The sequence below is a fragment of the Candidatus Pelagibacter sp. PS_10_02 genome, assembly GCF_059418005.1.
Genome location: NZ_CM182076.1, coordinates 506,333 through 527,283, shown reverse-complemented (window position 1 = coordinate 527,283; position 20,951 = coordinate 506,333). Strand labels below are relative to the sequence as shown.

At 28.8% G+C, this 20,951-nt stretch carries 23 protein-coding genes and 2 tRNA genes; 8 read left to right on the top strand and 17 right to left on the bottom strand.

Features of this window, described 5'->3' with window-relative positions; all coding sequences use genetic code 11:
- Positions 1-83: 83 nt before the first annotated feature.
- A tRNA-Ser gene (locus tag AC5SL1_RS02850) sits at positions 84-173 on the top strand.
- On the opposite strand, the gene AC5SL1_RS02845 is transcribed toward AC5SL1_RS02850, so the two are convergent.
- Positions 174-437 (bottom strand): succinate dehydrogenase assembly factor 2, encoded by a 264-nt coding sequence (locus tag AC5SL1_RS02845; protein WP_494600210.1) that lies wholly within the window; start codon positions 435-437, stop codon positions 174-176.
- Positions 438-464: 27 nt separating this feature from the next.
- Here AC5SL1_RS02845 and AC5SL1_RS02840 point away from each other — a divergent pair, with 27 nt between their 5' ends.
- Positions 465-2,516, top strand: coding sequence for an ATP-dependent DNA helicase RecG (locus AC5SL1_RS02840; protein WP_494600209.1), 2,052 nt, complete (start codon positions 465-467; stop codon positions 2,514-2,516).
- On the opposite strand, the gene AC5SL1_RS02835 is transcribed toward AC5SL1_RS02840, so the two are convergent.
- Positions 2,513-3,124, bottom strand: coding sequence for a DUF502 domain-containing protein (locus AC5SL1_RS02835; RefSeq protein ID WP_494600208.1), 612 nt, complete (start codon positions 3,122-3,124; stop codon positions 2,513-2,515). The genes AC5SL1_RS02840 and AC5SL1_RS02835 overlap by 4 nt on opposite strands.
- Before the next feature lie 123 nt (positions 3,125-3,247).
- Here AC5SL1_RS02835 and AC5SL1_RS02830 point away from each other — a divergent pair, with 123 nt between their 5' ends.
- Entirely contained in the window at positions 3,248-4,075 is an 828-nt protein-coding gene (locus AC5SL1_RS02830) for a M48 family metallopeptidase (RefSeq protein WP_494600207.1), read from the top strand.
- 80 nt (positions 4,076-4,155) lie between these two features.
- On the opposite strand, the gene AC5SL1_RS02825 is transcribed toward AC5SL1_RS02830, so the two are convergent.
- Positions 4,156-4,437, bottom strand: coding sequence for a hypothetical protein (locus tag AC5SL1_RS02825; protein WP_494600206.1), 282 nt, complete (start codon positions 4,435-4,437; stop codon positions 4,156-4,158).
- Positions 4,438-4,497: 60 nt separating this feature from the next.
- On the opposite strand from AC5SL1_RS02825, the gene AC5SL1_RS02820 reads away from it, so the two are divergent.
- The 3 genes from AC5SL1_RS02820 (at position 4,498) to AC5SL1_RS02810 (ending at position 5,983) form a co-directional block, all read left to right on the top strand.
- Positions 4,498-5,442, top strand: coding sequence for a hypothetical protein (locus AC5SL1_RS02820; protein ID WP_494600205.1), 945 nt, complete (start codon positions 4,498-4,500; stop codon positions 5,440-5,442).
- Positions 5,443-5,521: 79 nt separating this feature from the next.
- The gene (locus tag AC5SL1_RS02815; protein ID WP_494600204.1) at positions 5,522-5,722 is read left to right on the top strand and encodes a hypothetical protein; all 201 of its coding nucleotides are present in this window, start codon (positions 5,522-5,524) and stop codon (positions 5,720-5,722) included.
- A gap of 132 nt (positions 5,723-5,854) precedes the next feature.
- Positions 5,855-5,983: a hypothetical protein gene (locus AC5SL1_RS02810; protein ID WP_494600203.1), complete on the top strand. Its 129-nt coding sequence runs from the start codon at positions 5,855-5,857 to the stop codon at positions 5,981-5,983.
- A 199-nt stretch (positions 5,984-6,182) separates the two neighbouring features.
- Here the strand turns inward: AC5SL1_RS02810 and AC5SL1_RS02805 are convergent, their stop codons facing one another.
- The 7 genes from AC5SL1_RS02805 to ssb all read right to left on the bottom strand — a co-directional run bounded on the left by AC5SL1_RS02805 (position 6,183) and on the right by ssb (position 12,086).
- Positions 6,183-6,428: a hypothetical protein gene (locus tag AC5SL1_RS02805; RefSeq protein WP_494600202.1), complete on the bottom strand. Its 246-nt coding sequence runs from the start codon at positions 6,426-6,428 to the stop codon at positions 6,183-6,185.
- A gap of 197 nt (positions 6,429-6,625) precedes the next feature.
- Positions 6,626-6,701: transfer RNA gene (locus AC5SL1_RS02800), tRNA-Lys, on the bottom strand.
- Between the two features lie 200 nt (positions 6,702-6,901).
- Complete coding sequence (gene tgt, locus AC5SL1_RS02795) at positions 6,902-8,014, bottom strand: tRNA guanosine(34) transglycosylase Tgt (protein ID WP_494600201.1); 1,113 nt, start codon at positions 8,012-8,014, stop codon at positions 6,902-6,904.
- Positions 8,015-8,030: 16 nt separating this feature from the next.
- Entirely contained in the window at positions 8,031-8,585 is a 555-nt protein-coding gene (locus AC5SL1_RS02790; protein ID WP_494600200.1) for a peptidylprolyl isomerase, read from the bottom strand.
- Positions 8,578-9,072 carry a pantetheine-phosphate adenylyltransferase gene (coaD, locus tag AC5SL1_RS02785; protein ID WP_494600199.1) on the bottom strand — a complete coding sequence of 165 codons (495 nt, stop codon included), beginning with the start codon at positions 9,070-9,072 and terminating at the stop codon, positions 8,578-8,580. Before coaD ends, AC5SL1_RS02790 begins: the two co-directional genes overlap by 8 nt.
- Positions 9,072-11,621 (bottom strand): DNA gyrase subunit A, encoded by a 2,550-nt coding sequence (gene gyrA, locus AC5SL1_RS02780; RefSeq protein WP_494600198.1) that lies wholly within the window; start codon positions 11,619-11,621, stop codon positions 9,072-9,074. The genes coaD and gyrA overlap by 1 nt, the downstream gene beginning before the upstream one ends.
- A 6-nt stretch (positions 11,622-11,627) precedes the next feature.
- The gene (gene ssb / locus AC5SL1_RS02775; RefSeq protein WP_494573716.1) at positions 11,628-12,086 is read right to left on the bottom strand and encodes a single-stranded DNA-binding protein; all 459 of its coding nucleotides are present in this window, start codon (positions 12,084-12,086) and stop codon (positions 11,628-11,630) included.
- Between the two features lie 89 nt (positions 12,087-12,175).
- Here ssb and uvrA point away from each other — a divergent pair, with 89 nt between their 5' ends.
- Positions 12,176-15,055 carry an excinuclease ABC subunit UvrA gene (gene uvrA, locus AC5SL1_RS02770; RefSeq protein ID WP_494600197.1) on the top strand — a complete coding sequence of 960 codons (2,880 nt, stop codon included), beginning with the start codon at positions 12,176-12,178 and terminating at the stop codon, positions 15,053-15,055.
- A gap of 27 nt (positions 15,056-15,082) precedes the next feature.
- Entirely contained in the window at positions 15,083-15,676 is a 594-nt protein-coding gene (locus AC5SL1_RS02765; RefSeq protein ID WP_494600196.1) for a urate hydroxylase PuuD, read from the top strand.
- Here AC5SL1_RS02765 and secF read toward each other — a convergent pair.
- Genes secF through tatA form a run of 7 tightly spaced genes read right to left on the bottom strand, consistent with a single transcriptional unit; the run spans position 15,673 to position 20,913 of the window.
- Positions 15,673-16,566, bottom strand: coding sequence for a protein translocase subunit SecF (gene secF / locus AC5SL1_RS02760; protein ID WP_494600195.1), 894 nt, complete (start codon positions 16,564-16,566; stop codon positions 15,673-15,675). The genes AC5SL1_RS02765 and secF overlap by 4 nt on opposite strands.
- Entirely contained in the window at positions 16,567-18,120 is a 1,554-nt protein-coding gene (gene secD, locus AC5SL1_RS02755) for a protein translocase subunit SecD (protein ID WP_494600194.1), read from the bottom strand.
- 12 nt (positions 18,121-18,132) lie between these two features.
- A complete protein-coding gene (yajC, locus tag AC5SL1_RS02750; protein WP_494573721.1) occupies positions 18,133-18,417 on the bottom strand; it encodes a preprotein translocase subunit YajC in 285 nt (94 codons plus the stop codon).
- A gap of 53 nt (positions 18,418-18,470) precedes the next feature.
- On the bottom strand, positions 18,471-19,730 hold the full coding sequence (serS, locus tag AC5SL1_RS02745; RefSeq protein ID WP_494600193.1) for a serine--tRNA ligase: 1,260 nt from the start codon (positions 19,728-19,730) through the stop codon (positions 18,471-18,473).
- A complete protein-coding gene (gene tatC, locus AC5SL1_RS02740) occupies positions 19,723-20,487 on the bottom strand; it encodes a twin-arginine translocase subunit TatC (RefSeq protein WP_494580676.1) in 765 nt (254 codons plus the stop codon). Before tatC ends, serS begins: the two co-directional genes overlap by 8 nt.
- Positions 20,474-20,707, bottom strand: a complete 234-nt coding sequence (gene tatB, locus AC5SL1_RS02735) for a Sec-independent protein translocase protein TatB (protein ID WP_494580674.1) — start codon at positions 20,705-20,707, stop codon at positions 20,474-20,476. The genes tatC and tatB overlap by 14 nt, the downstream gene beginning before the upstream one ends.
- A gap of 5 nt (positions 20,708-20,712) precedes the next feature.
- On the bottom strand, positions 20,713-20,913 hold the full coding sequence (gene tatA / locus AC5SL1_RS02730) for a twin-arginine translocase TatA/TatE family subunit (RefSeq protein WP_494573725.1): 201 nt from the start codon (positions 20,911-20,913) through the stop codon (positions 20,713-20,715).
- Between the last annotated feature and the right edge of the window lie 38 nt (positions 20,914-20,951).

The window sequence follows — 20,951 nt, the reverse complement described above, 5'->3', positions numbered from 1 at the left end:
TATTTCAAATATTAGCTCATTATTTATTCAATTTATCTATTTTATTGTTGAATTAAAAAATTATGATAATAAAACGGTGTTACGGAGAGATGGCAGAGTGGTTGAATGCACCGGTCTTGAAAACCGGCAAAGGGGCAACTCTTTCCTGAGTTCGAATCTCAGTCTCTCCGCCATTAATCTGATCTGTATTCATAATTTTTAAATAATTCAATAACTTTGTTATTATCAAAAAATTTGTCTGTTTGTATATTGTGATTTAGCTTATAGAGATCTTCATCATCGTTATCCAATAGATTGCTTAAAAGTATGAGATCATTTTCATTAAGTTTATTTATATATTTTTTAGTAAAAGAAGTTAAAAGTTTATCCATTTCCTTAGTACCTCTATAGGTAGCACGGTAAATTATTTTATTTTTTAAATCCTTTATATTAATCATTGTAATTACTATTATATTCTATCTATCATGAAAAATAAGAATAATTACGATTATTTATTATCAGATCTTACAAAACTAAATGGTGTTGGAAAAAAAACCATGGATATTTTGAAGAAAAAAAAAGTTAATACAATTTTTGATTTATTGTGGAGACTTCCAAAATCTTATACAGATAGATCATTAGTCACTAAAATTTTTGACCTTCAAATTAATAAAGTTCAAACAATTAGAATAATACCAGCAAAATATCAATTTCCTAGAGTAAGAAACTTACCAAATAGAGTGAATTGCTCAGATGAGACTGGCAAAATTGATTGTATTTTTTTTCATAGTTATGAAGGATATGTAAGAAAAATTTTGCCACTCAATCAAGAAGTTACTATTAGTGGTAAAATCACATCTTTTAAGGGCAAATATCAAATAACAAATCCAACATATGTTTCACAGGACAGTTCATTAATAGAGACAGTTCATAATAAATATTCTCTTACCGAAGGTATTACTGAAAAAAATTATAATAAAATTATTAAACAAATATTAGAGAATTTACCTATCTTAAATGAATGGCATGACAAAGAAATATTAGAAAGATTTAAAAATGAAAGTTGGAATGAGTCAATTATTAAACTACATGACCCAGAAAATATTCAAAATTACAAAGCAAACTTTTATCAAAGACTAGCTTACGATGAAATATTTGCATCATTTCTTGTAAATTCAGAAATCCGAAAAAAAATTAAGAAAATTAAAAAGACTTCAAAAAAAATTACAGATAACTCATATAACCAAATAATTGATAAACTTAATTTTATATTAACAAATGATCAAAAAAAATCATTATCCGACATCAATAAGGACTTAAGCTCAAACAGTAAAATGTTTAGACTTTTACAAGGTGACGTAGGTAGTGGAAAAACTATTGTAGCATTAATTTCTGCATTAAGTGTAATAAATTCAAATTTCCAAGTAGCTCTAATGGCGCCCACAGAAATATTAGCTAGACAACATTACTCCTTAGCTAAAAAACTATTTCCTGAAAATATATCTATAGAATTGCTTTCAAGTAAAAGTGAAAACATAGATAAGAAAAGAATTATCAAAGAATTAAAAAATAATAAAATTAAAATGATTTTTGGAACCCATGCAATATTTCAAAAGAAAATATTATTTAATAAATTGGGCTATATAATTATTGATGAGCAGCATAAATTTGGTGTTAGGCAAAGAAAATTATTATCTGACAAAGGTGGAAATAATTGCGATGTACTCTTGATGTCTGCAACGCCTATACCAAGAACTTTAACTATGTCTGTTTATGGTGACATGGATGTATCAATAATTAGAGAAAAACCTAATAATCGTAAAGAAGTTAAAACCTATAGTAAACTAGAAACTAAAATGGATGATGTTATCAAATTTGTTAAAAAAGAAATTACAGAAGGTAATCAAGTTTTCTGGGTATGTCCTTTAATTGAAGAGTCTAAAAAATTAGATCATCAATCCTCTGTTAATAAATACAAGTATTTGAATAAAATCTTTCCAAATAAAGTAGCCTTACTTCATGGGAAAATTGAAAATGATGAAAAGGAGGAAATTCTTTATAAGTTTCTTAATAAAAAATATTCAATATTAGTTTCAACAACAATAATTGAAGTTGGGATAGATTTTCCGAATGCTAATGTAATTATAATTGAAAATGCTAATAAATTTGGTTTGTCACAACTCCATCAATTAAGAGGTCGTGTTGGTAGAGGTAATAAACAAGCAAGCTGTATTTTAATGTTTAAATCTAATTTAAGCGTCAATGCAAAAAAAAGGATCAATATATTGAAAAATTCTAATGATGGCTTTGAAATATCAGAAGAAGACATGAGACTTAGAGGTTTTGGCGACTTATTAGGATTTAAACAAAGTGGTGCTAAAAATTTTAGGTTAGCTGATCCTATACAAAATGAAGATTTATTTATCTTGGCAGAAAAACAAATTAAAAAAATTGAACAAGAAAACATTAATATAGAAAAATATAGACCTTTACTAAAATTATATGATCAAGCTGATATTATTAATGATATAGTTTAATTTTTTGGATTTGAGGTTCCTGCAGAAACAATAAATTTTGACGCTTCTTCAAATGTCATGTCCAGATAAACTAGCTCTTCTTTAGGTATCATCAGTAAAAAACCACTTGTTGGGTTTGGTGTTGTTGGAACAAAAACGTTTACAAGATTTAATTTAGTTTTAGTTTTAATTTCACCAGTATTTTCTTTGGTAGCAAAACCAACCGCCCATGAGCCTTTTCTTGGATACTCAACCAAAACAACACTTTTTTTATTTCCTTCCTGCTCTCTAAATGAATCTGTCATCTGACCTATAGCCGAATATATTGTTCTCAAAATAGGTATTCTCTTAAAAAGATCATCAACTAATTGTAAAAATTTTTTCCCAATAAAAGATAATGAGAGACCCCCTATGATTGTAATAAATGTGATTGTCAAAATTATTTCAATTCCAATAATTGAATAAGGAAGATAAGTGTTTGGATTTAGTCCAGCTGGAACTAATTTTGTTGAAAAATTAATTAAAAATTTACTTAAATAAAGTGTAAATCCAATTGGAACAAGTACAATTACCCCAGTGAAAAAATAATTTCTTAATTTCAAGGTTAATGATTTTTTCTTTTTTGACATTTTGTATTAATTATAGCTAGAATAAATTACAAATGAAATTGCAATAATGAAAAGAACTAATAATATTTTGTTGTTTAAATTCATATATGATAATGAATATATAATTATCAAATTTTATAAAAAATGAATAGAAGAAAATTTTTAAATGTAATGGGGTGTGGATGTTCAGGTCTACTGATTAATGCTTGCTCTACAACACCTATTACAGATCGTAGACAATTCAAAATTATACCTGAGGCTAAATTAAATGCTCAAGCAGCTCAAATTTATGAAAAAGTAAAAGAAAAAGAAAAAATGAGTGATGATAAAAAAACACTTAATGAAATTAAAGATATTGGAAAACGGATGGAAAATTCAATTTCGGAATATTTTTATAGAGCAGGACTAGATGACCCAACAGTAAATTTTGATTGGGAGTATATATTAATTGATAATAAAAAGATCAAAAATGCCTGGTGTATGCCTGGTGGTAAAATTGCTGTCTATACAGGAATTCTTAAAGTTACCAAAAATACTAATGGTTTAGCTTCAGTGATGGGTCATGAGATAGCCCATGCGGTTGCAAAGCATTCTGTTGAAAGAGCTAGCAGAAGTGTTTTATTAAACACAAGTACTCAGCTTATTGATATTTTTTCAGGAGGTAAATTATCACAAGTTAATAGAATAACTGGTATGAATACTATTGGTTTGTTATCTCAAATAGGATTAATGAATCCCTTCACTAGAACTCAAGAAAGCGAGGCTGATTATTTAGGAATGATTTTTGCTTCGTTATCTGGATTTGATATTAGAGAAACAAAAAAATTATGGGAAAGAATGAAAGAGTCTAATAAAGGAAAAGAACCACCTCAGTTTATGAACACCCATCCCTCTTCTTCTAAAAGAATAAAAGACCTTTCAGAATGGGAAAACAGTGTGATACTTGACTATCCACCAATTAATATTAGTTAATTTAATTTTTTTTATGGTGAGCCCTGATGTGACCCATATATCGTCTCCAAGTTTTTTTAAAAATATAAAAATTATTTTCTTTATTTAGCATATGCTCTTGAATATCTTAACGCTATATTTGTTTTATCGATACAAGTTTTGAAATCATTTCTTGACTGAGCTCTTATTGCTTCATCAAAAGCTTTTTTAAGAGGAATATAAATTTTTGTAATTGGTGGCATGATATTTATTTTTCTAAGCATAATTTTAAGATCATTTCCAAGTTGTATTATTTGACTTCTACATTTTTCAGAGTCCGAATAAGATTTTACAGGTAAAGGATAATTTATTAATAAAAATAGTAGTATTATTATTCTAGTCATTGTATAAATTTAAAAAATAGATTATTTAATTTAATAAACTAATTTAAAAAAGTAAAGCTTATGAGTAAACTTAAAGAGATAATAAACTTTTTAAAAAAGAGAAATAGCAAGATCTTTCAATTAAAAAAAAATATTGAATTAACTATTTCTGAGATTAAAAAAAAAGACTTTTCTTTTTCTGAAAGTAAAAAATTTTCTTTAATATATGTGGGTGCTGTATTTTTAGTTCTAAGCTTATTCTCTGGAGGAAGTGCTAAAAATTATATCGAGGTAGAAGCATTAGTTTGCAAAAACGATACTGGAAAAACAGTTTATAAAGTTGAAAGAGATAAAATTACTGCAATTGGTGTTTATTCAAAATTTACTGGTATGAATAAAAATCTTGCCAAAGGAAAAAAAGAATTGATTTATCAACTTACATCAAATGATAATACTGGGTTTTCTTACACAAGTTATAATTCTATTTATAAAAAAAATAATCAAATGAAATATGATAATAAAAAAAATCAAATGTTTATGGATGGAAAAAAACTTTATGATTGTGACAGACAATCTTCATTTGTAGAAGCTCCTAAAAAAATAAAAACAAACGCAAAAATGAGTAATATCAAAGATGCTTTTAAACATGCTGCTAAATATCGATGGGCCTCAGGTGGGATGGCATGTGATTTAAATGGAGGTGTTTATAATGAGTATTCAAGAAAATATGGAGAATTATTCACTTCAAACGGTAAACCCAACGCAGGGACAGCTAGAAGAGTAGTGAATATAGATAAAATTTCAGATCACAAATTTAAAGTTAAAATTGAATTTTATAATAATGCGGCAATGTTTAGAGCTTACGGAGATATGTATCCAGTTACTATAACCGAAAAAACATTTACTTTAGTAGAGCCTGATAAAATGACTTGGAGATCTAATATAAAAATGGCTGATTATAAAAATTTAAACGTAGTTTCTTATACAAACAAAAGTGAGAATGGTACAACTGAAATTTGTGAATAAAAAAAGGATTAGCAGTTTATTTAATAAATTTAAAAAAGTAGAAAAGCATTTACAGTTGTAAAAAGAAATACTTAAATTTTTGTACAAAAAAATAAATCCTCTTAACTGGTTCATGTTTGCACCTTGGCTTCTTTTAGTTTTTTTAATTTTGTCTAGCTGCACGGGCAAACAAATTATTGAAAATTCAAACAGAATTAAAAATATTTCTAATATTTCAAAATCAGGAGTTAAAGAGGAACTTACAAATAAATCAAAAGCTATATTGAGAGATATGAGGTAACTCAAAGATTGTCTGACTATCAATAATTCAATAATAATTGCAGGTTGATATTAAACTTATCGTATTCAAATCGTACAGGATTCACTTTTTATTAAATAAGTATTATGTTTATTTATAATTTTAAAAAGAATAATGAATCCATTTAATAGAAAACAAGAAAGTGAAGCTGATTATTTGAGTATGATTTTTTCATCTTTATCAGGTTATGATATTAGAGAGACAAAATATATTTGGGAAAGAATGAAGGAATTTAATAAATGAAAAGCGCCACCAAAATTTATGAGCACTCATCCATCGGCAGATAATAGAATAAAGAAAATTGATGAGTGGACAAATAAAATCATACTTGATTATCCACCTATAAGCTTGTCTTAAGTTTTTTTTTGATGTGTAGTTTCTTGTAGAGAATTTTCTATGTGAATAAGTTTTTTAATTACTGAATTTAATAAAGATTAAATTGTTACTTACAAGATTGACTACTGTATGCGCTCCCTATTTGCAAAACTACACCTGCATATGCTTGAGCATTTCGATAAAATGCACTCGCTAAATTTCTAGGATCGCCCATATTTTCTTCTTTGACTGCATCATTCCAATATTTTTTTGTATCAAGCCAGCTATCTATAGCACCATCCTGGGCATAGCTAGGAAGTGAAAAATAGCAATCTTTAGCTTTTAATACAAGATTGTATGTTTCGTTTTTCATATCAGCATAAACGTTTTGAGTAATAAAAAGACTTAAAATTAAATGTAATATAAATTTTTTCATATTTTATTAAACCATACTTAAAATTTTATTCAACTATGATTTACCCTAAAAAAAAAGGTGTGCTCTTGGTCAACACTTTTACTGACTTTACTGGGATATTTTGAGTGGTTTAGAACCGTCGACGTCGAATAGTTTGGTGAGCCCTGATGGACTCGAACCATCGACCCATTCCTTAAAAGGGAATTGCTCTACCAACTGAGCTAAGGGCCCACATAGAATTTAAAAAAGTCGAGATTTTGTTTTTTTTTATCATATTTTAAAAAAAAACTTTTGGTGAAGCCTTCTTTAAAATTTTTAAATTTCTTTACACTTAAAAATTTAAACAATAAAAAAATATCTAAACTTAAATAAATTTTATTACCAAAAAACAATTATTTATTCGATAACTTGTTAAATTGCAAATATTTTAATTACAACCTATCAATGTATTCATCGTGAAACTTGTTAAATGTACCATTTTTAATATTATCTCTTATGGCTGACATTAATTCTTGATAAAAGTTGATATTATGTAGTGTTAAAAGAGTAGAACCTAAAATTTCATTTGTATTAAATAAGTGGTTTAAATAATTTTTAGAATATTTATTAAGACTTAAATTAGAACAATTAATATCTAATGGCTCATTGTCATTTTTATATTTATTATTTTTAATATTTAAACGTCCATTCCAAGTAAAAGCTAGACCTGTTCTTCCTGATCTTGTTGGCATAACACAATCAAACATATCAATACCTCTTTTAACAGCACCAAGAATATCTGTGGGTGTTCCAACACCCATTAAATATCGAGGTTTATCACTTGGCATATACTCTTTGATATCATCTAAAACATTAAACATTTCTTTTTGCGTCTCACCAACTGCAAGTCCTCCAATTGCATAACCGTCAAAGTCAATCTTAGTTAAGGTATTAAGTGACTTTAATCTAAGATCTTTGAATAGTCCTCCTTGAACAATACCAAAAAGAGCTTTGTGGGGATTTGAGCCAAATGCTATTTTTGATCTCTCGGCCCAATAAATTGAAAGTTCCATTGATTTATTAATGATTTTGTAATTACTAGTTTTTTTTGGACATTCATCCATGATCATTACAATATCCGAGTCTAATCCTTTTTGAATACGAATACTTTCTTCAGGACTTAAAATAAATTTTTTTCCATCAACATGTGAATTAAAAATTGCACCTTTTTCTCTATCCACTTTATTTAACTTTGATAAAGACATTACTTGAAATCCTCCAGAGTCTGTAAGAATAGGAAGTTTGCAATTCATAAATTTATGAAGACCACCAGCGCTAATAATTCTTTCAACTCCAGGTCTAATCATTAAATGATAAGTGTTACAAAGAATAATTTCTGAACCTGTTTTAATAACATCATCAATTAAACAGGCCTTAACAGTTGCCTGAGTTCCAACTGGCATGAAAGCTGGAGTTTGAATATTTCCTCTATGAGTTCTAATAACACCGGCTCTGGCAAAGTTATCATTTCCCAAGACATTAAAATTAAATTTTTTTAACGTCATTAATTGTTTTAAATGATTATTTAAAACTAATAATCTTATCTGGATTAGTTACTGAGCCGTTATTATTTTGGTCACCTCTTTTAATCTTATCTACAAATTCCATTCCTTCAATAACTTTACCAAAGACCGTGTATTGTCTATCTAAAAATGAAGCCTCTTTAAAACAGATAAAAAATTGACTATTAGCACTATTTGGATCTTGTGAACGAGCCATTGATAGCGTTCCTCTTTCATGGGGTAAATTGCTGAACTCTTCCTTAAGATCTGGAAGGTCTGAACCACCCATACCAGCTCGTCTTAGATCAAACTCGTCGCTTGTAGAATTTCCAAACTTAACATCACCAGTTTGTGCCATGAAACCATCAATTACTCTGTGAAAAACTACACCATCATATTTACCTTCATCAGCTAGTTGTTTTATTCTTTTTACATGATTAGGTGCCACGTCCTCAAAAAGTTCTATTTTTACATCACCATCTTTAAGTTTTAAAATCATTATGTTCTCCTCTGCTGTTACATTATTGGTTGTTAAAAAGATTAAAAGTAAAATTTTGATTATAAATTTATTCATATTTTTCTTTTAAAGACTTTATTGTGCTTTTTGTAGTAAATTTTCCAATATCACCTTTTAATTTAATAATTTCTTTTACAAATCTAGAAGAAATAATTTGGTTTTCTATATCTGACATTAAAAAAATCGTTTCAATATTGTTATTTAACTTTCTATTCATGCCCGCTAATTGAAATTCATATTCGAAATCAGAAACAGCCCTAAGACCTCTTAAAATTATATTTGATTTATATTTTTTACAGAGATCAGTAGTTAATGACTGAAACGAAATGATCTCAATTTTACTTTTGTTCAATTTTAGGTCTTTGAAAAGTGCTTTCTTGATGATTTCTATTCTTTCATCAGAATTAAACAAATAATTTTTATTTGCGCCATCTGAAACGGCAATGACAATTCTTTCAAATAATTTTAAGGATTTTTTAATAACATCTATGTGGCCATATGTAATAGGATCAAACGTACCAGGATACACAGCAACTTTTTTCATTACACTAGGTTATCATCAATTTTTATTGCTGAAACTACTTTTTCATCACCCGATAATTTAATAATACGCACACCTTGAGTATTTCTTCCTGCTGTTCTAATTTCTTTTATAGCAACTCTAATAACTCTACCTTTATTTGTTGAGATCATAACATCATCACCCTCTAAAACTGGAAAGCTAGAGGATATGTTTCCATTTCTTGGGGAATTAACAATTCCAATAATTCCTTTTCCACCTCTATTTGTTACTCTGTAATCATTATGCAATGTTTTTTTACCATAACCATTTTCAGTTATAGATAAAATAAATCTCTCTTCTATTTTTGAGTCTTTTTTATTCTTTACTTGATCAATAATGGATAATGAAACAATTTCATCATTCGGTGCTAATTCTAAACCTTTTATTCCTTTAGAAGATCTTCCTTTAAAAATTCTTAATTTTTTTGACTCGAATCTTATACATTTTCCATTTTTTGTACTTAGCATTATATTTTGATCATCTTTACAAATTTCAACACCAACAATTTTATCATTTGAATCAAGTTTCATTGCAATTTTTCCAGCTGAATTAATAGATGAAAAATCTTCAAGACTGTTTTTTCTAATCTTACCTTTGGCAGTTGCAAAAACTATTTGCAAATTTTTCCAATCATTTTCATTTTCAGGAAATGGCATTATAGAGCTAATTGATTGATGACTTTTTAAAGGTAAAATATTGAATAATGATTTTCCTTTAGATGCAGTTGATCCTTCAGGAATTTTCCAAGCTTTAATTTTATAAACAAGACCTTCAGTTGAAAAAAAGAGTAATGATGTGTGCGTATTAACAGATAATGTTTTAACTACAGAGTCTTCACCTCTTGTAACAATACCAGATTTGCCTTTGCCACCTCTTTTTTGTTGTTTTACGTTACTTAATGCACCTCGTTTAATATAACCTTGTAAAGTAACAGTTATGATTACTGACTCTTTTTGAATAGTTTCTTCAATATTGTAATTTAAAATTGCATCAATAATTTTAGTTCTCCTTGGTACTGCAAATTTTTCTTTGATAGTTTTTAGCTCTTCACTTATTACGTTTAAAAGCTCTTTTTTTGAATTAATTATTTTTTTATATCCTTTTATTAAATCTGCTAATTTTTTAATCTCTACTTCAATTTCATTGATGCCTAAAGCGGTTAACTTTTGTAGCCTCAATTCTAAAATTGCAATTACTTGAGGTTCTGAGAGAGAATAAAGATTTTTACCCTTTTTATCCACTATTAAGGATATTAATTTTAAAGATTTATTTATTTTCCATTTGGTATTTAATAAAGATTTCTTTGCATCATCTGGTGTTTTTGAAGAACGAATAATCTTAATAATCTTATCTAAGTTTTCTACAGAAACAGAAAGGCCAATTAATATGTGTGCTCTATCTTCCGCTTTTTTTAAATCAAATTTAGTCTTCTTAATTACAACATCTTCTCTAAATGATAAGAAATGAGATAAAAACTCTTTAAGGTTACAAATTTTTGGTTTTCCATCAACTATAGCTAAAGTATTAAAACCAAAAGAACTTTCTATAGATGTATTTTTATAAAGTTGTCTCTTAATCGTCTCGGGCTCCACACCATTTCTTAAATCAATAGCAACTCTTATACCTTCTCTATTTGACTCATCTCTAATATCTTTAATACCTTCAATTTTTTTTTCTCTAACAAGCTGCGCAATACGTTCATTTAGTACTGATTTGTTCACTTGATAAGGCACTGAGGTAATGACAAGTCTTTCTCTTCCATTTTTTTGTGCTTCAACAGATATTTCACCTCTTATTTTAAAAGATCCACGTCCAATATTGTAACCATCTTTAATAATTGACTTACCGATGATCACGCCCCCAGTTGGAAAATCTGGGCCTGGTATATGTTTCATTAAATCTTTAATCTTAATGTCTTTATTTTCAATTAAAGCTAGTGTTCCATCAATTATTTCACCAAGATTATGTGGAGGTATACTTGTAGCCATACCAACTGCTATACCTCCAGCTCCATTAACTAGTAGATTTGGATATTGTGCAGGTAAAACTGAAGGTTCTTTTTCAGTTTCATCATAATTACTTTTATACTCAATAGTATTTTTTTCAATATCATCAATTAAATACTGGGAAACTTTAGCCAATCTTGTCTCGGTATATCTCATTGCTGCTGCTGGATCTCCGTCTATAGAACCAAAGTTACCTTGCCCTTCAACTAAAGGTAAGCTCATAGAAAAATCTTGAACCATTCTAACTAAAGCGTCATAAACAGATTGATCGCCATGTGGGTGATATTTACCAATTACATCTCCAACTATTCTTGCAGATTTTCTAAATTGTTTAGACCAATCATAGCCACCTTTATACATTGCAAATAATATTCTTCTATGAACAGGTTTTAAACCATCTCTTACATCTGGGAGTGCCCTACTTACAATTACACTCATCGCATAAGATAGATAAGACGAGCTCATCTCGTCATGCATCGAAATTAACTTGATATTTTTATCTTTAGGAATTTCTGTGTTAGGCATAAAAAACTAAAATGGAATTTCGTCATCCATATCGTTTGATGTTTGTGGCGAGTCTTCAAAATTATTATTTGATACTTGATTATTATCATTTTGAATTCCACCACCTGTGTTGCCACCACCAAGCATAGTAAGAGAAGAGTTATAACCTTGTATTACAATTTCAGTTGAATATTTATCTTGTCCAGATTGTTCATCTTTCCATTTTCTTGTTACAATTTGACCTTCAACATAAATTTGAGCACCTTTTTTAAGATATTGTTGCACTACATTTACTAAACCATCATTAAATACAACTATACGGTGCCATTCAGTCTTTTCTTTTTTTTCACCAGAAGTTTTGTCTTTCCAAGTTTGGCTTGTTGCTAAACTTAGTCTTGCAACACTTTTACCATTTACCATTTGTTTGATCTCAGGGTCTGCGCCTAAACGCCCAATTAATAATACTTTATTTAAACTTCCAGCCATAATATTTTAAAATGTTTATTTATTTATTTAGTATTTATATCACAATATAACCTGAATATTAATTTTATTAATTTAAAGCAACTAAAATTATGATCAAAAAGATAGTTATCAAGGGTGCAAAAGAACATAATTTAAAGAATGTTTCAGTTGAAATTCCTAAAGATCAATTTGTAGTCATAACTGGGCTTTCAGGTTCAGGAAAGTCCTCTCTTGCTTTTGATACAATTTATGCAGAGGGACAAAGACGCTATGTTGAGAGTTTATCTGCCTATGCACGTCAATTTTTAGATAAAATGAAAAAACCAAATGTTGATCTTATTGAAGGTTTAAGTCCTGCTATAGCAATAGAACAAAAAAATACTTCAAAAAATCCAAGATCAACAGTTGCTACTGTAACAGAAATATATGACTACATGAGAGTGCTTTATGCAAGAGCCGGAATACCATTCTCTCCATTTACTGGCAAACCTATAACATCGCAAACAGTTACTCAAATTGTAGATTTAATAAAAAAATTACCAAAAAAATCTACAATTTATATTTACGCTCCAGTAGTAAGAGGTCGCAAGGGTGAATATAAAAAAGACATTCTTAGTTATAAAAGAAGAGGTTTTAGAAAAATTAAGATAGATGAAATTTTGTATGATATTGAAAAAGCACCTGATCTAGATAAAAAAATCAAACACGATATATCGGTTCTTGTAGATAGAATTGTTATTAATTCATCTCTTGGAAATAGGTTGGCTGAAAGTATAGAGGCGGCTGTAAATCTATCAAATGGCTTGGTTTTTGTTGAATATGAAGATGAAACCTTGCCTCAAAAGTTTAGAAAAACTGAAAAATTAATTTACTCAACTAAATTTGCATGTCCTGAGAGTGGATTTACTATTGAAGAGATTGAACCAAGACTATTTTCATTTAATAGTCCGTACGGTGCCTGTGCTGAATGTGAGGGTATTGGGATAAAGCTAAATGTAGATCCAAATTTAGTAATACCCGATGAGAGAAAAAGTATTGCAGATGGAGCAATTGAGCCATGGGCCAAGTCTACAACGCTGTATTATGCTCAAACACTAGCTTCTATAGCAAAACATTATGGATTCTCATTAGATGAAAGATGGAAAAAATTACCAAAAAAAATTAAGGATGTAATTTTATTTGGTTCGGATGAAGAAGAGATAAAATTTAATTATGATGATGGATATGAAAAATATTCACATAAGAAAACTTTTGAGGGTGTTATCAATAATTTAGAAAGAAGATTTTTGGAATCTGATAGTGAGTGGAAGAGAGAGGCAATAGCCGAATATCAATCAGACTCAGCCTGCGAAGGATGTAATGGAAACAGACTTAAAGAAGAGGCTTTATGTGTAAAGATAGACAATCTAAACATAAGCGAAGTTACAAAAAAATCAATTTTAGATGCATCTAAGTGGTTTAAAGAATTAGAAGTTAAATTAGATAAAAGACAATTTAAAATAGCTGAGCATATTTTAAAAGAAATTAATGAAAGATTAAATTTTCTTTTAAATGTTGGTTTGGATTATCTAACTCTGTCTCGTGAGTCTGGAACTTTATCAGGTGGAGAGGCTCAACGAATAAGATTAGCATCTCAGATTGGCTCTGGATTAACTGGAGTTCTTTATGTTCTAGATGAACCTTCTATTGGATTACATCAAAAAGATAATGTTAAACTAATTGATGCCCTCAAAAGACTTAGAGATTTAGGAAACACAGTTATAGTTGTTGAACATGATACTGAAACTATGCAAAATGCAGATCATATTATTGATTTGGGTCCTGAGGCTGGAACTAAGGGTGGAGAAATTATAGCTCAGGGAACCTATAATGAAATCTTAAAAAATAAAAATAGCATAACCGGACAATACCTATCTCACAAAAAATATATCGAAATACCAAAAACAAGAAGACTTGCTAAAAATGGAAGATTTGTAGAAATTAATGGTGCATCTGGAAATAATTTAAATAATGTAGATCTAAAAATACCAATTGGTAGTTTTACTTGTGTTACAGGAGTTTCTGGAAGTGGTAAGTCCACATTGATACTACAGACCTTATATCATGCGCTTAATTTAACCTTAAATAATAAAGCTCGAAAAGTACCAAAAGCATTTAAAGGATATAAGGGAGTTGAACTTATTGATAAAATTATAGATATCGACCAGTCTCCAATTGGAAGAACACCTAGATCAAATCCAGCTACTTATACTGGTGCTTTTGGTCCTATTAGAGATTGGTTTACAGCGCTTCCTGAGTCAAAAACTCGTGGTTATAAACCTGGAAGATTTTCATTTAATGTTAAAGGTGGTCGTTGCGAAGCATGCGAGGGGGATGGTGTAATTACTTATGAAATGCATTTCTTGCCTGATGTTTATATACAATGTGATGAATGTAAAGGAACTAGGTATAACAGAGAAACCTTAGAGATTAAATTTAAAGGAAAAAGTATTGCAGATGTTTTAGACATGTCTGTAGATGAAGGGTGTGAATATTTTGAAAATATTTCAAACATTAAAACTAAATTATTAACATTAAAGAAGGTAGGTCTTGGTTATATAAAAATTGGACAACAAGCTACAACTCTATCTGGTGGTGAGGCTCAAAGAATTAAATTAGCAAAAGAATTATCTAAAAGATCAACAGGTAGAACAATGTATATATTGGATGAACCCACAACGGGTCTGCATCAGCATGATATTAAAAAACTATTAGAAATATTGCACACATTTGTTGCTTTAGGAAATACAGTTGTTGTTATTGAACATAATCTAGATGTAATTAAAACAGCAGACTATATTGTCGATATGGGTCCTGAAGGTGGTGTTAAAGGTGGAAATATTATCGCAGAGGGCAAACCTGAGGATATTATCAAAATAAAAGGTAGTTATACTGGTGAATTCTTAAAACCCATGCTCGAAGAAAAATTTAAAAAGAGGTTAAAGATTTAAAAATTTAGTGTATAAGTGATTCTAATTATGGGCAATTTACTATCATCACTTCCAAAAACTATTCACGCATCATTAGCTTTAGCTGTAATTTTTTTTCTAGGATTATTTTATGGTAATGGTGGTTTTGATTTTGATACAATTTTTTGGAGTTGGTTAACAAGATTTATTCATGTAACGGTTGCTATAATGTGGATTGGGCTTCTTTGGTATTTTAACTTTGTACAAATTCCAAATATGCCAAAAATCCCTGACGAACAAAAGCCCGCTATAGGTAAAATTATTGCTCCAGCTGCATTATTTTATTTTAGATACGCTGCATTACTGACAGTTCTGTCAGGATTAATTTTAGCTTATTTAAATGGTTATTTACACGATGCTATGACTTTAGGCAGTGGTGGAAAAAATACAGCTATAGGTATTGGTATGTGGCTTGGTTTATATATGGCATTTAATGTTTGGTTTATAATTTGGCCAAATCAAAAAAGAGCATTAGGTATCGTTGAGTGTGAACCTGATGTTAAAGCAAAATCAGCAAGAACAGCTATGCTGTTTTCAAGAACAAATACACTTCTTTCTCTACCAATGTTACTTTCAATGGTAGCGGCACAAAATTTATATTAATTTCTTTCTGCTTCTTCTTTTATAATAGTTTTTTGTGATACTCTTAATTTAACTAATATTGGATTGGCAATATAGATTGAAGAATAAGTTCCAAAAATAACCCCAAATATCATAGCGAGTGAAAAACCTTTAAGTATCTCTCCACCGAATAAATATATTGAAACTAAAGCAAGTAATGTGGTTATTGAAGTAATTAGAGTTCTAGATAGAGTTTCATTTATCGACTTATTAGTTAGGTCAAAGATTTTAATATCAGAATATTTTCTGAGATTTTCTCTTACACGATCAAAAATTACAACAGTATCATTCATCGAATAGCCAACTATTGTTAAAACTGCGGCTACTATCGATAAATTAATTTCTAAATTTAATAGAGAGAATAAACCAAGTGTTATTAGAACATCATGAAACAAAGCTATAATTGCACCTAAACTAAACTGCCATTCAAATCTTATCCAAATATAAAATAACATTGCTGCTAACGACAAAAGTATTGCAGTTATACCAGACTTTAAGAGTTCAGAACTTACCTTGGGGCCAACATTTTCAACTCTTCTAAAGGTAAAATTTTCTCCAATTGAATTGGTAAGATCTTCTTTAATTAATTCAATAATATTTGAGCTTGTGTCTTTTTTTTCAATTTTAATCAAATAATCACTATCTTGACCAAATTTTTTAATATTAACATCTCCTAAATTCATTTTACTGAATACACCACGAAGAGTTGCTACATTAGTTTGGTTATCTTGAGTTCTTAATTCAATTAATGTGCCCCCTTTAAAGTCAATACCAAAATTTAGACCTTTAAAAGATAAAAGCATAATTGAAATAGCAACTAAAAATGTTGAGACTATACTGAATGATTTATAAAATTTATTAAAATTTATCATCTAAATAAGTTTAGGTTTTTCTTTATTTTTGACCACATAAAAACTTGTTAATAATCTTGCAATAAAGTAAACCGAAAATAATGTTGTAAATATTCCTACAGCTAATGTTACAGAAAACCCTTTAACTGGTCCTGAACCCATAAAAAATAATATAATTGCTGCAATTAAAGTTGTTACATTGGCATCAATGATTGCTGTTTTGGATTTAACATAACCTGAGTCGAATGCTATAATATTATTTTTTTCTTCTCTTAATTCTTCTTTAATTCTCTCAAAAATTAAAACATTTGCGTCAACAGCCATACCAACAGTTAATATTATTCCAGCAATTCCAGGTAACGTTAAAGTTGCTCCAAATAATGTTAGTATACCAATCAAAAAAAATAAATTTACTATCAAAGTGATATTTGCAATCAAACCGAATACTTTATACTTATAAATCATAAAAATTATAACCAAAGCAAATCCAATACATAGCGAAATTATACCAGCATTTATCGAATCTTGTCCAAGATCTGGCCCAACTGTACGCTCTTCTATTATGTTAAGTGGGGCTGGCAATGCTCCAGATCTAAGAAGTAAAGCTAGATCAGTAGCTGATTGAAATGTAAAGTTTCCACTAATTTGTCCAGATCCACTTACTATGGCATCTCTTATTACAGGTGCACTAACAATTTTACCATCAAGAACTATAGCTAGTTGTTTGCCAATACCTTCTGTAGTAGCTTTACCAAATCTTTTAGCACCTACTCTATCAAGTCTGAAAGACACAACTGTTTCGTTGGTTTGAGTATTCATATTAGGTTGTGCATCAAGTAGGTTTTCACCACTTAAAATTATTCTTTTACTTACCAAGGCTTCGTTTATTTCATCATCGTACTTAAGAATTTCTGCACCAAAAGTATCATTGTCATTTTGTGTTATAAAACGAAAACTTAAATTGGCAGTTTTTCCTAATAAAGATTTTATCCTCATAGGATCATCTAAACCTGGTAATTCAACTAAAATTCTATCATTTCCTCTTTTTAGAATATTTGGTTCATTTGTACCTACTTCATCAACTCTTCTTCTAACTATTTCAATTGCCTGATCCTGTGATGATGTTTTAATTTCAACTAACCCATAATCTGAAAGCTTTAGTTGAAATTCATTATTTGAAGATATTAAGTCAAACTGGTGAGATTTGTATTGAGGATAATAAGGATTTATCTCACTATCTTTATCCATAAAAAAAGACTCTATCTTTTCTTTTAAGGTTGGATCTACATTAAAAATTATAGATTTATTGGATATTCTTAAGTCTATAAATTTAATATTTTCCTTGTTTAGAAAATTTCTAATATCGGTTGCTGTGTTCTGTAATTTTTGAAGTTCCACAGGATCATTATCAATTTCGAGTAAAAGATAAGATCCACCCTGTAGATCTAAACCAAGATTTATTTTGTTTGAAAAAAATTTATCTTCAGTATTTAAAAAATTTGATAACGATATAAATAAAAAAAATATAGTTATTATAGATATTATAATAATTCTTAATTTTGAAAAATATAACACTTCAACTTGATATTATTTTTTAACTTCAGGTGTATTTAGTAAACCTTGAATACCTGTAGATTTAATAATCTCAACTTTAACATTTTCAGAAATTAAAACCTCAACTTTTTCGTTATCAATAACTCTTTCAATGGTTCCAATAATTCCAGCAGAGGTAACAACTTTGTCTCCTCTTGTTAAGTTCTCAACCATGGCTTTATGCTCTTTAACTTTCTTTTGTTGAGGTCTTATTAAAAAAAAGTAAAAAATAACAAAAATTAAAATTAATGGTATAAATTGACCTATTCCTTGATCCATATTTCTCCTAGATTAAAATGAATACTTATAACAAATGAGTGATTAAAACAACTTTAAATCTTATTGATTTTATCAATATTATTCATGTATGGTTTTAAAGCCTCTGGAATAAGAATTGAACCATCCTCTTGTTGATAATTTTCAAGTATTGCTACTATTGTTCTGCCGACAGCCAAACCACTTCCATTAAGAGTTCCAACAAATACTGTCTCTTTTTTACTATTTTTATATCTAGCTTTCATTCTTCTGGCTTGAAAAGAACCACAAGAGGAACAGCTTGAAATTTCTCTATATTTATTTTCAGATGGTAACCAAACTTCAATATCAAAAGTTTTTTCTGCACTAAAACCCATATCACCTGAGCATAATATAATCTTTCTGTAAGGTAGTTTTAACAAGTCTAGAATTTTTGTTGCACAGTTAGTCATTCTATCTAATTCAGCTAAACATTGGTTTGGCTCTACAATACTAACCATTTCAACTTTGTAGAACTGATGTTGCCTAATCATTCCCTTAGTGTCCTTTCCATAGCTGCCAGCTTCTTTTCTAAAGCATGGTGTTGATGCAACCATTCTTATTGGAAGAATTTCTTTATTAATAATCTGATCTTTAACCATATTGGTTAATATCACTTCAGCAGTTGGTATTAAAAACTTTCTATCATTTGAATCATCAAGTTTGAGTTCAAACTGATCATTATCAAATTTTGGTAATTGACCTGTTCCAAACATTGTAGAGTCGGTTGCAATTAATGGAGGTGATATTTCTTTATAACCATTTAAATTAATATGAGTATCAAGCATAAAATTAGAAATCGCTCTTTCTAGTAAAGCAAGTTTATCTTTAACAAAGACAAATCTAGATCCTGTGGTTTTTGTCGCAAGATCAAAATCAAGCATATTTAGATTTTCACCTAGCTCATAATGAGACTTAGGCTTGAAAGCAAAATTTGGTATTTTTCCTGATTTTAAAATTTCAATATTAGAGTTTTCATCTTTACCTATCGGAACATCATTATACGGTAAATTCGGTAATGATGCTAAAATATTGTCTAATTCATTTTTTATTTTACTTTGAGATGATGAAATTTCTTCAATTTTTTTTGAAATTTCTTTTGATTTCTCAAATAAAGATTTATCTTTAGATTTAGATATTTCTTTTTTTTCTTTTTCTAAATTTTCTTTTTCTTGTATAAATTTTCTATTATTTTCATCTAATAATAAAATTTTTTCAAAATCGACATCAATAAATCTTTTTTTAAGACCATCTTTAAATGATGAAATATCACTTCTAATATCTTTAATATTATGCATCTAATTTATTCTTTTTTTCAATAATATTTACTGAAAATATAGATAATTCATATAAAATCAATAAGGGTATAGCTAAACCAATTTGTGTTATTGGGTCTGGTGGTGTCAATAATGCAGCGGCAGCAAAAATTATTACAACAACATACTTTCTTCTTTCTCTTAGAAATTGAGCATCAACAATTCCTACTCTAGCAAGTAAACTTAAGACAACTGGTAACTGAAAACTAATCCCAAATGCAAAAATTAACTTCATTACTAAGGATAAATATTCATTTACTTTAGCCTCTAGCTGAATAGGCAAACCAGTTGCAGCTCCTGAGCTTTCAAATGATAAAAAAAATTTAATTGCAAGAGGCATGATCAGATAATAAACAAGCATTCCTCCTAAAAAAAATAATATAGGTGTTAAAACTAAGTATGGAATTATTGCAATTTTTTCATGTTTATACAATCCAGGAGCGATAAATTTCCAGATTTGCATTAATATATATGGACAGGTTACAAAGAAAGCAGCAAAAAAAGAAACCTTTAAATAAGTTAAAAAAGTTTCTTGTAGTGCGGTAAAAATCAATCTTCTATCTGTACCAGTTTCTTTTACTGCTTTAGCAAAAGGTTCTACCAAAAAACCATATAAACTCTCAGAAAAAAAATAACATCCTATAAAAAATATGAATAAAAAAATAAATGAATGGATTAATCTTTTTCTTAATTCAGCTAAGTGACTTATGAAGCCTCCGTCATTATCAGATTTTGTCATTATCTTTATCTTTATTTTTATTCTCTTCTTTTGATTTTTTTATTTCATTAGATTCAATATCTAAATCTGCAACTTCACTTTGAATATTGTTAATATATCTCTTCGTTGTACCAATCCATGAACCTACTTTTTTTAACATAAATGGAAAATCTTTAGGGCCGATTACAATAATAGCTACTGCTACTATTAATAAAATCTCAAACCAGCCTATAGTGGGCATTTGACTTACTCTTTGTCTTTACTGTCTTGATTATCTTCAGAAATATTTTTGGGCTCTGGTTCATCGGTAATGTCTGAAGCCATTCCTTTTTTAAAACTTTTAATACCCTTGGCTACATCACCCATTAGACTAGAAATCTTACCTCTACCAAATAGTAGGACAACTAAAATTACAACGATTGCTATTTGCCAAATTCCAATGCTCATAGGTTTTTATACATCTTTTAATTAGTATTTTAAAGAAA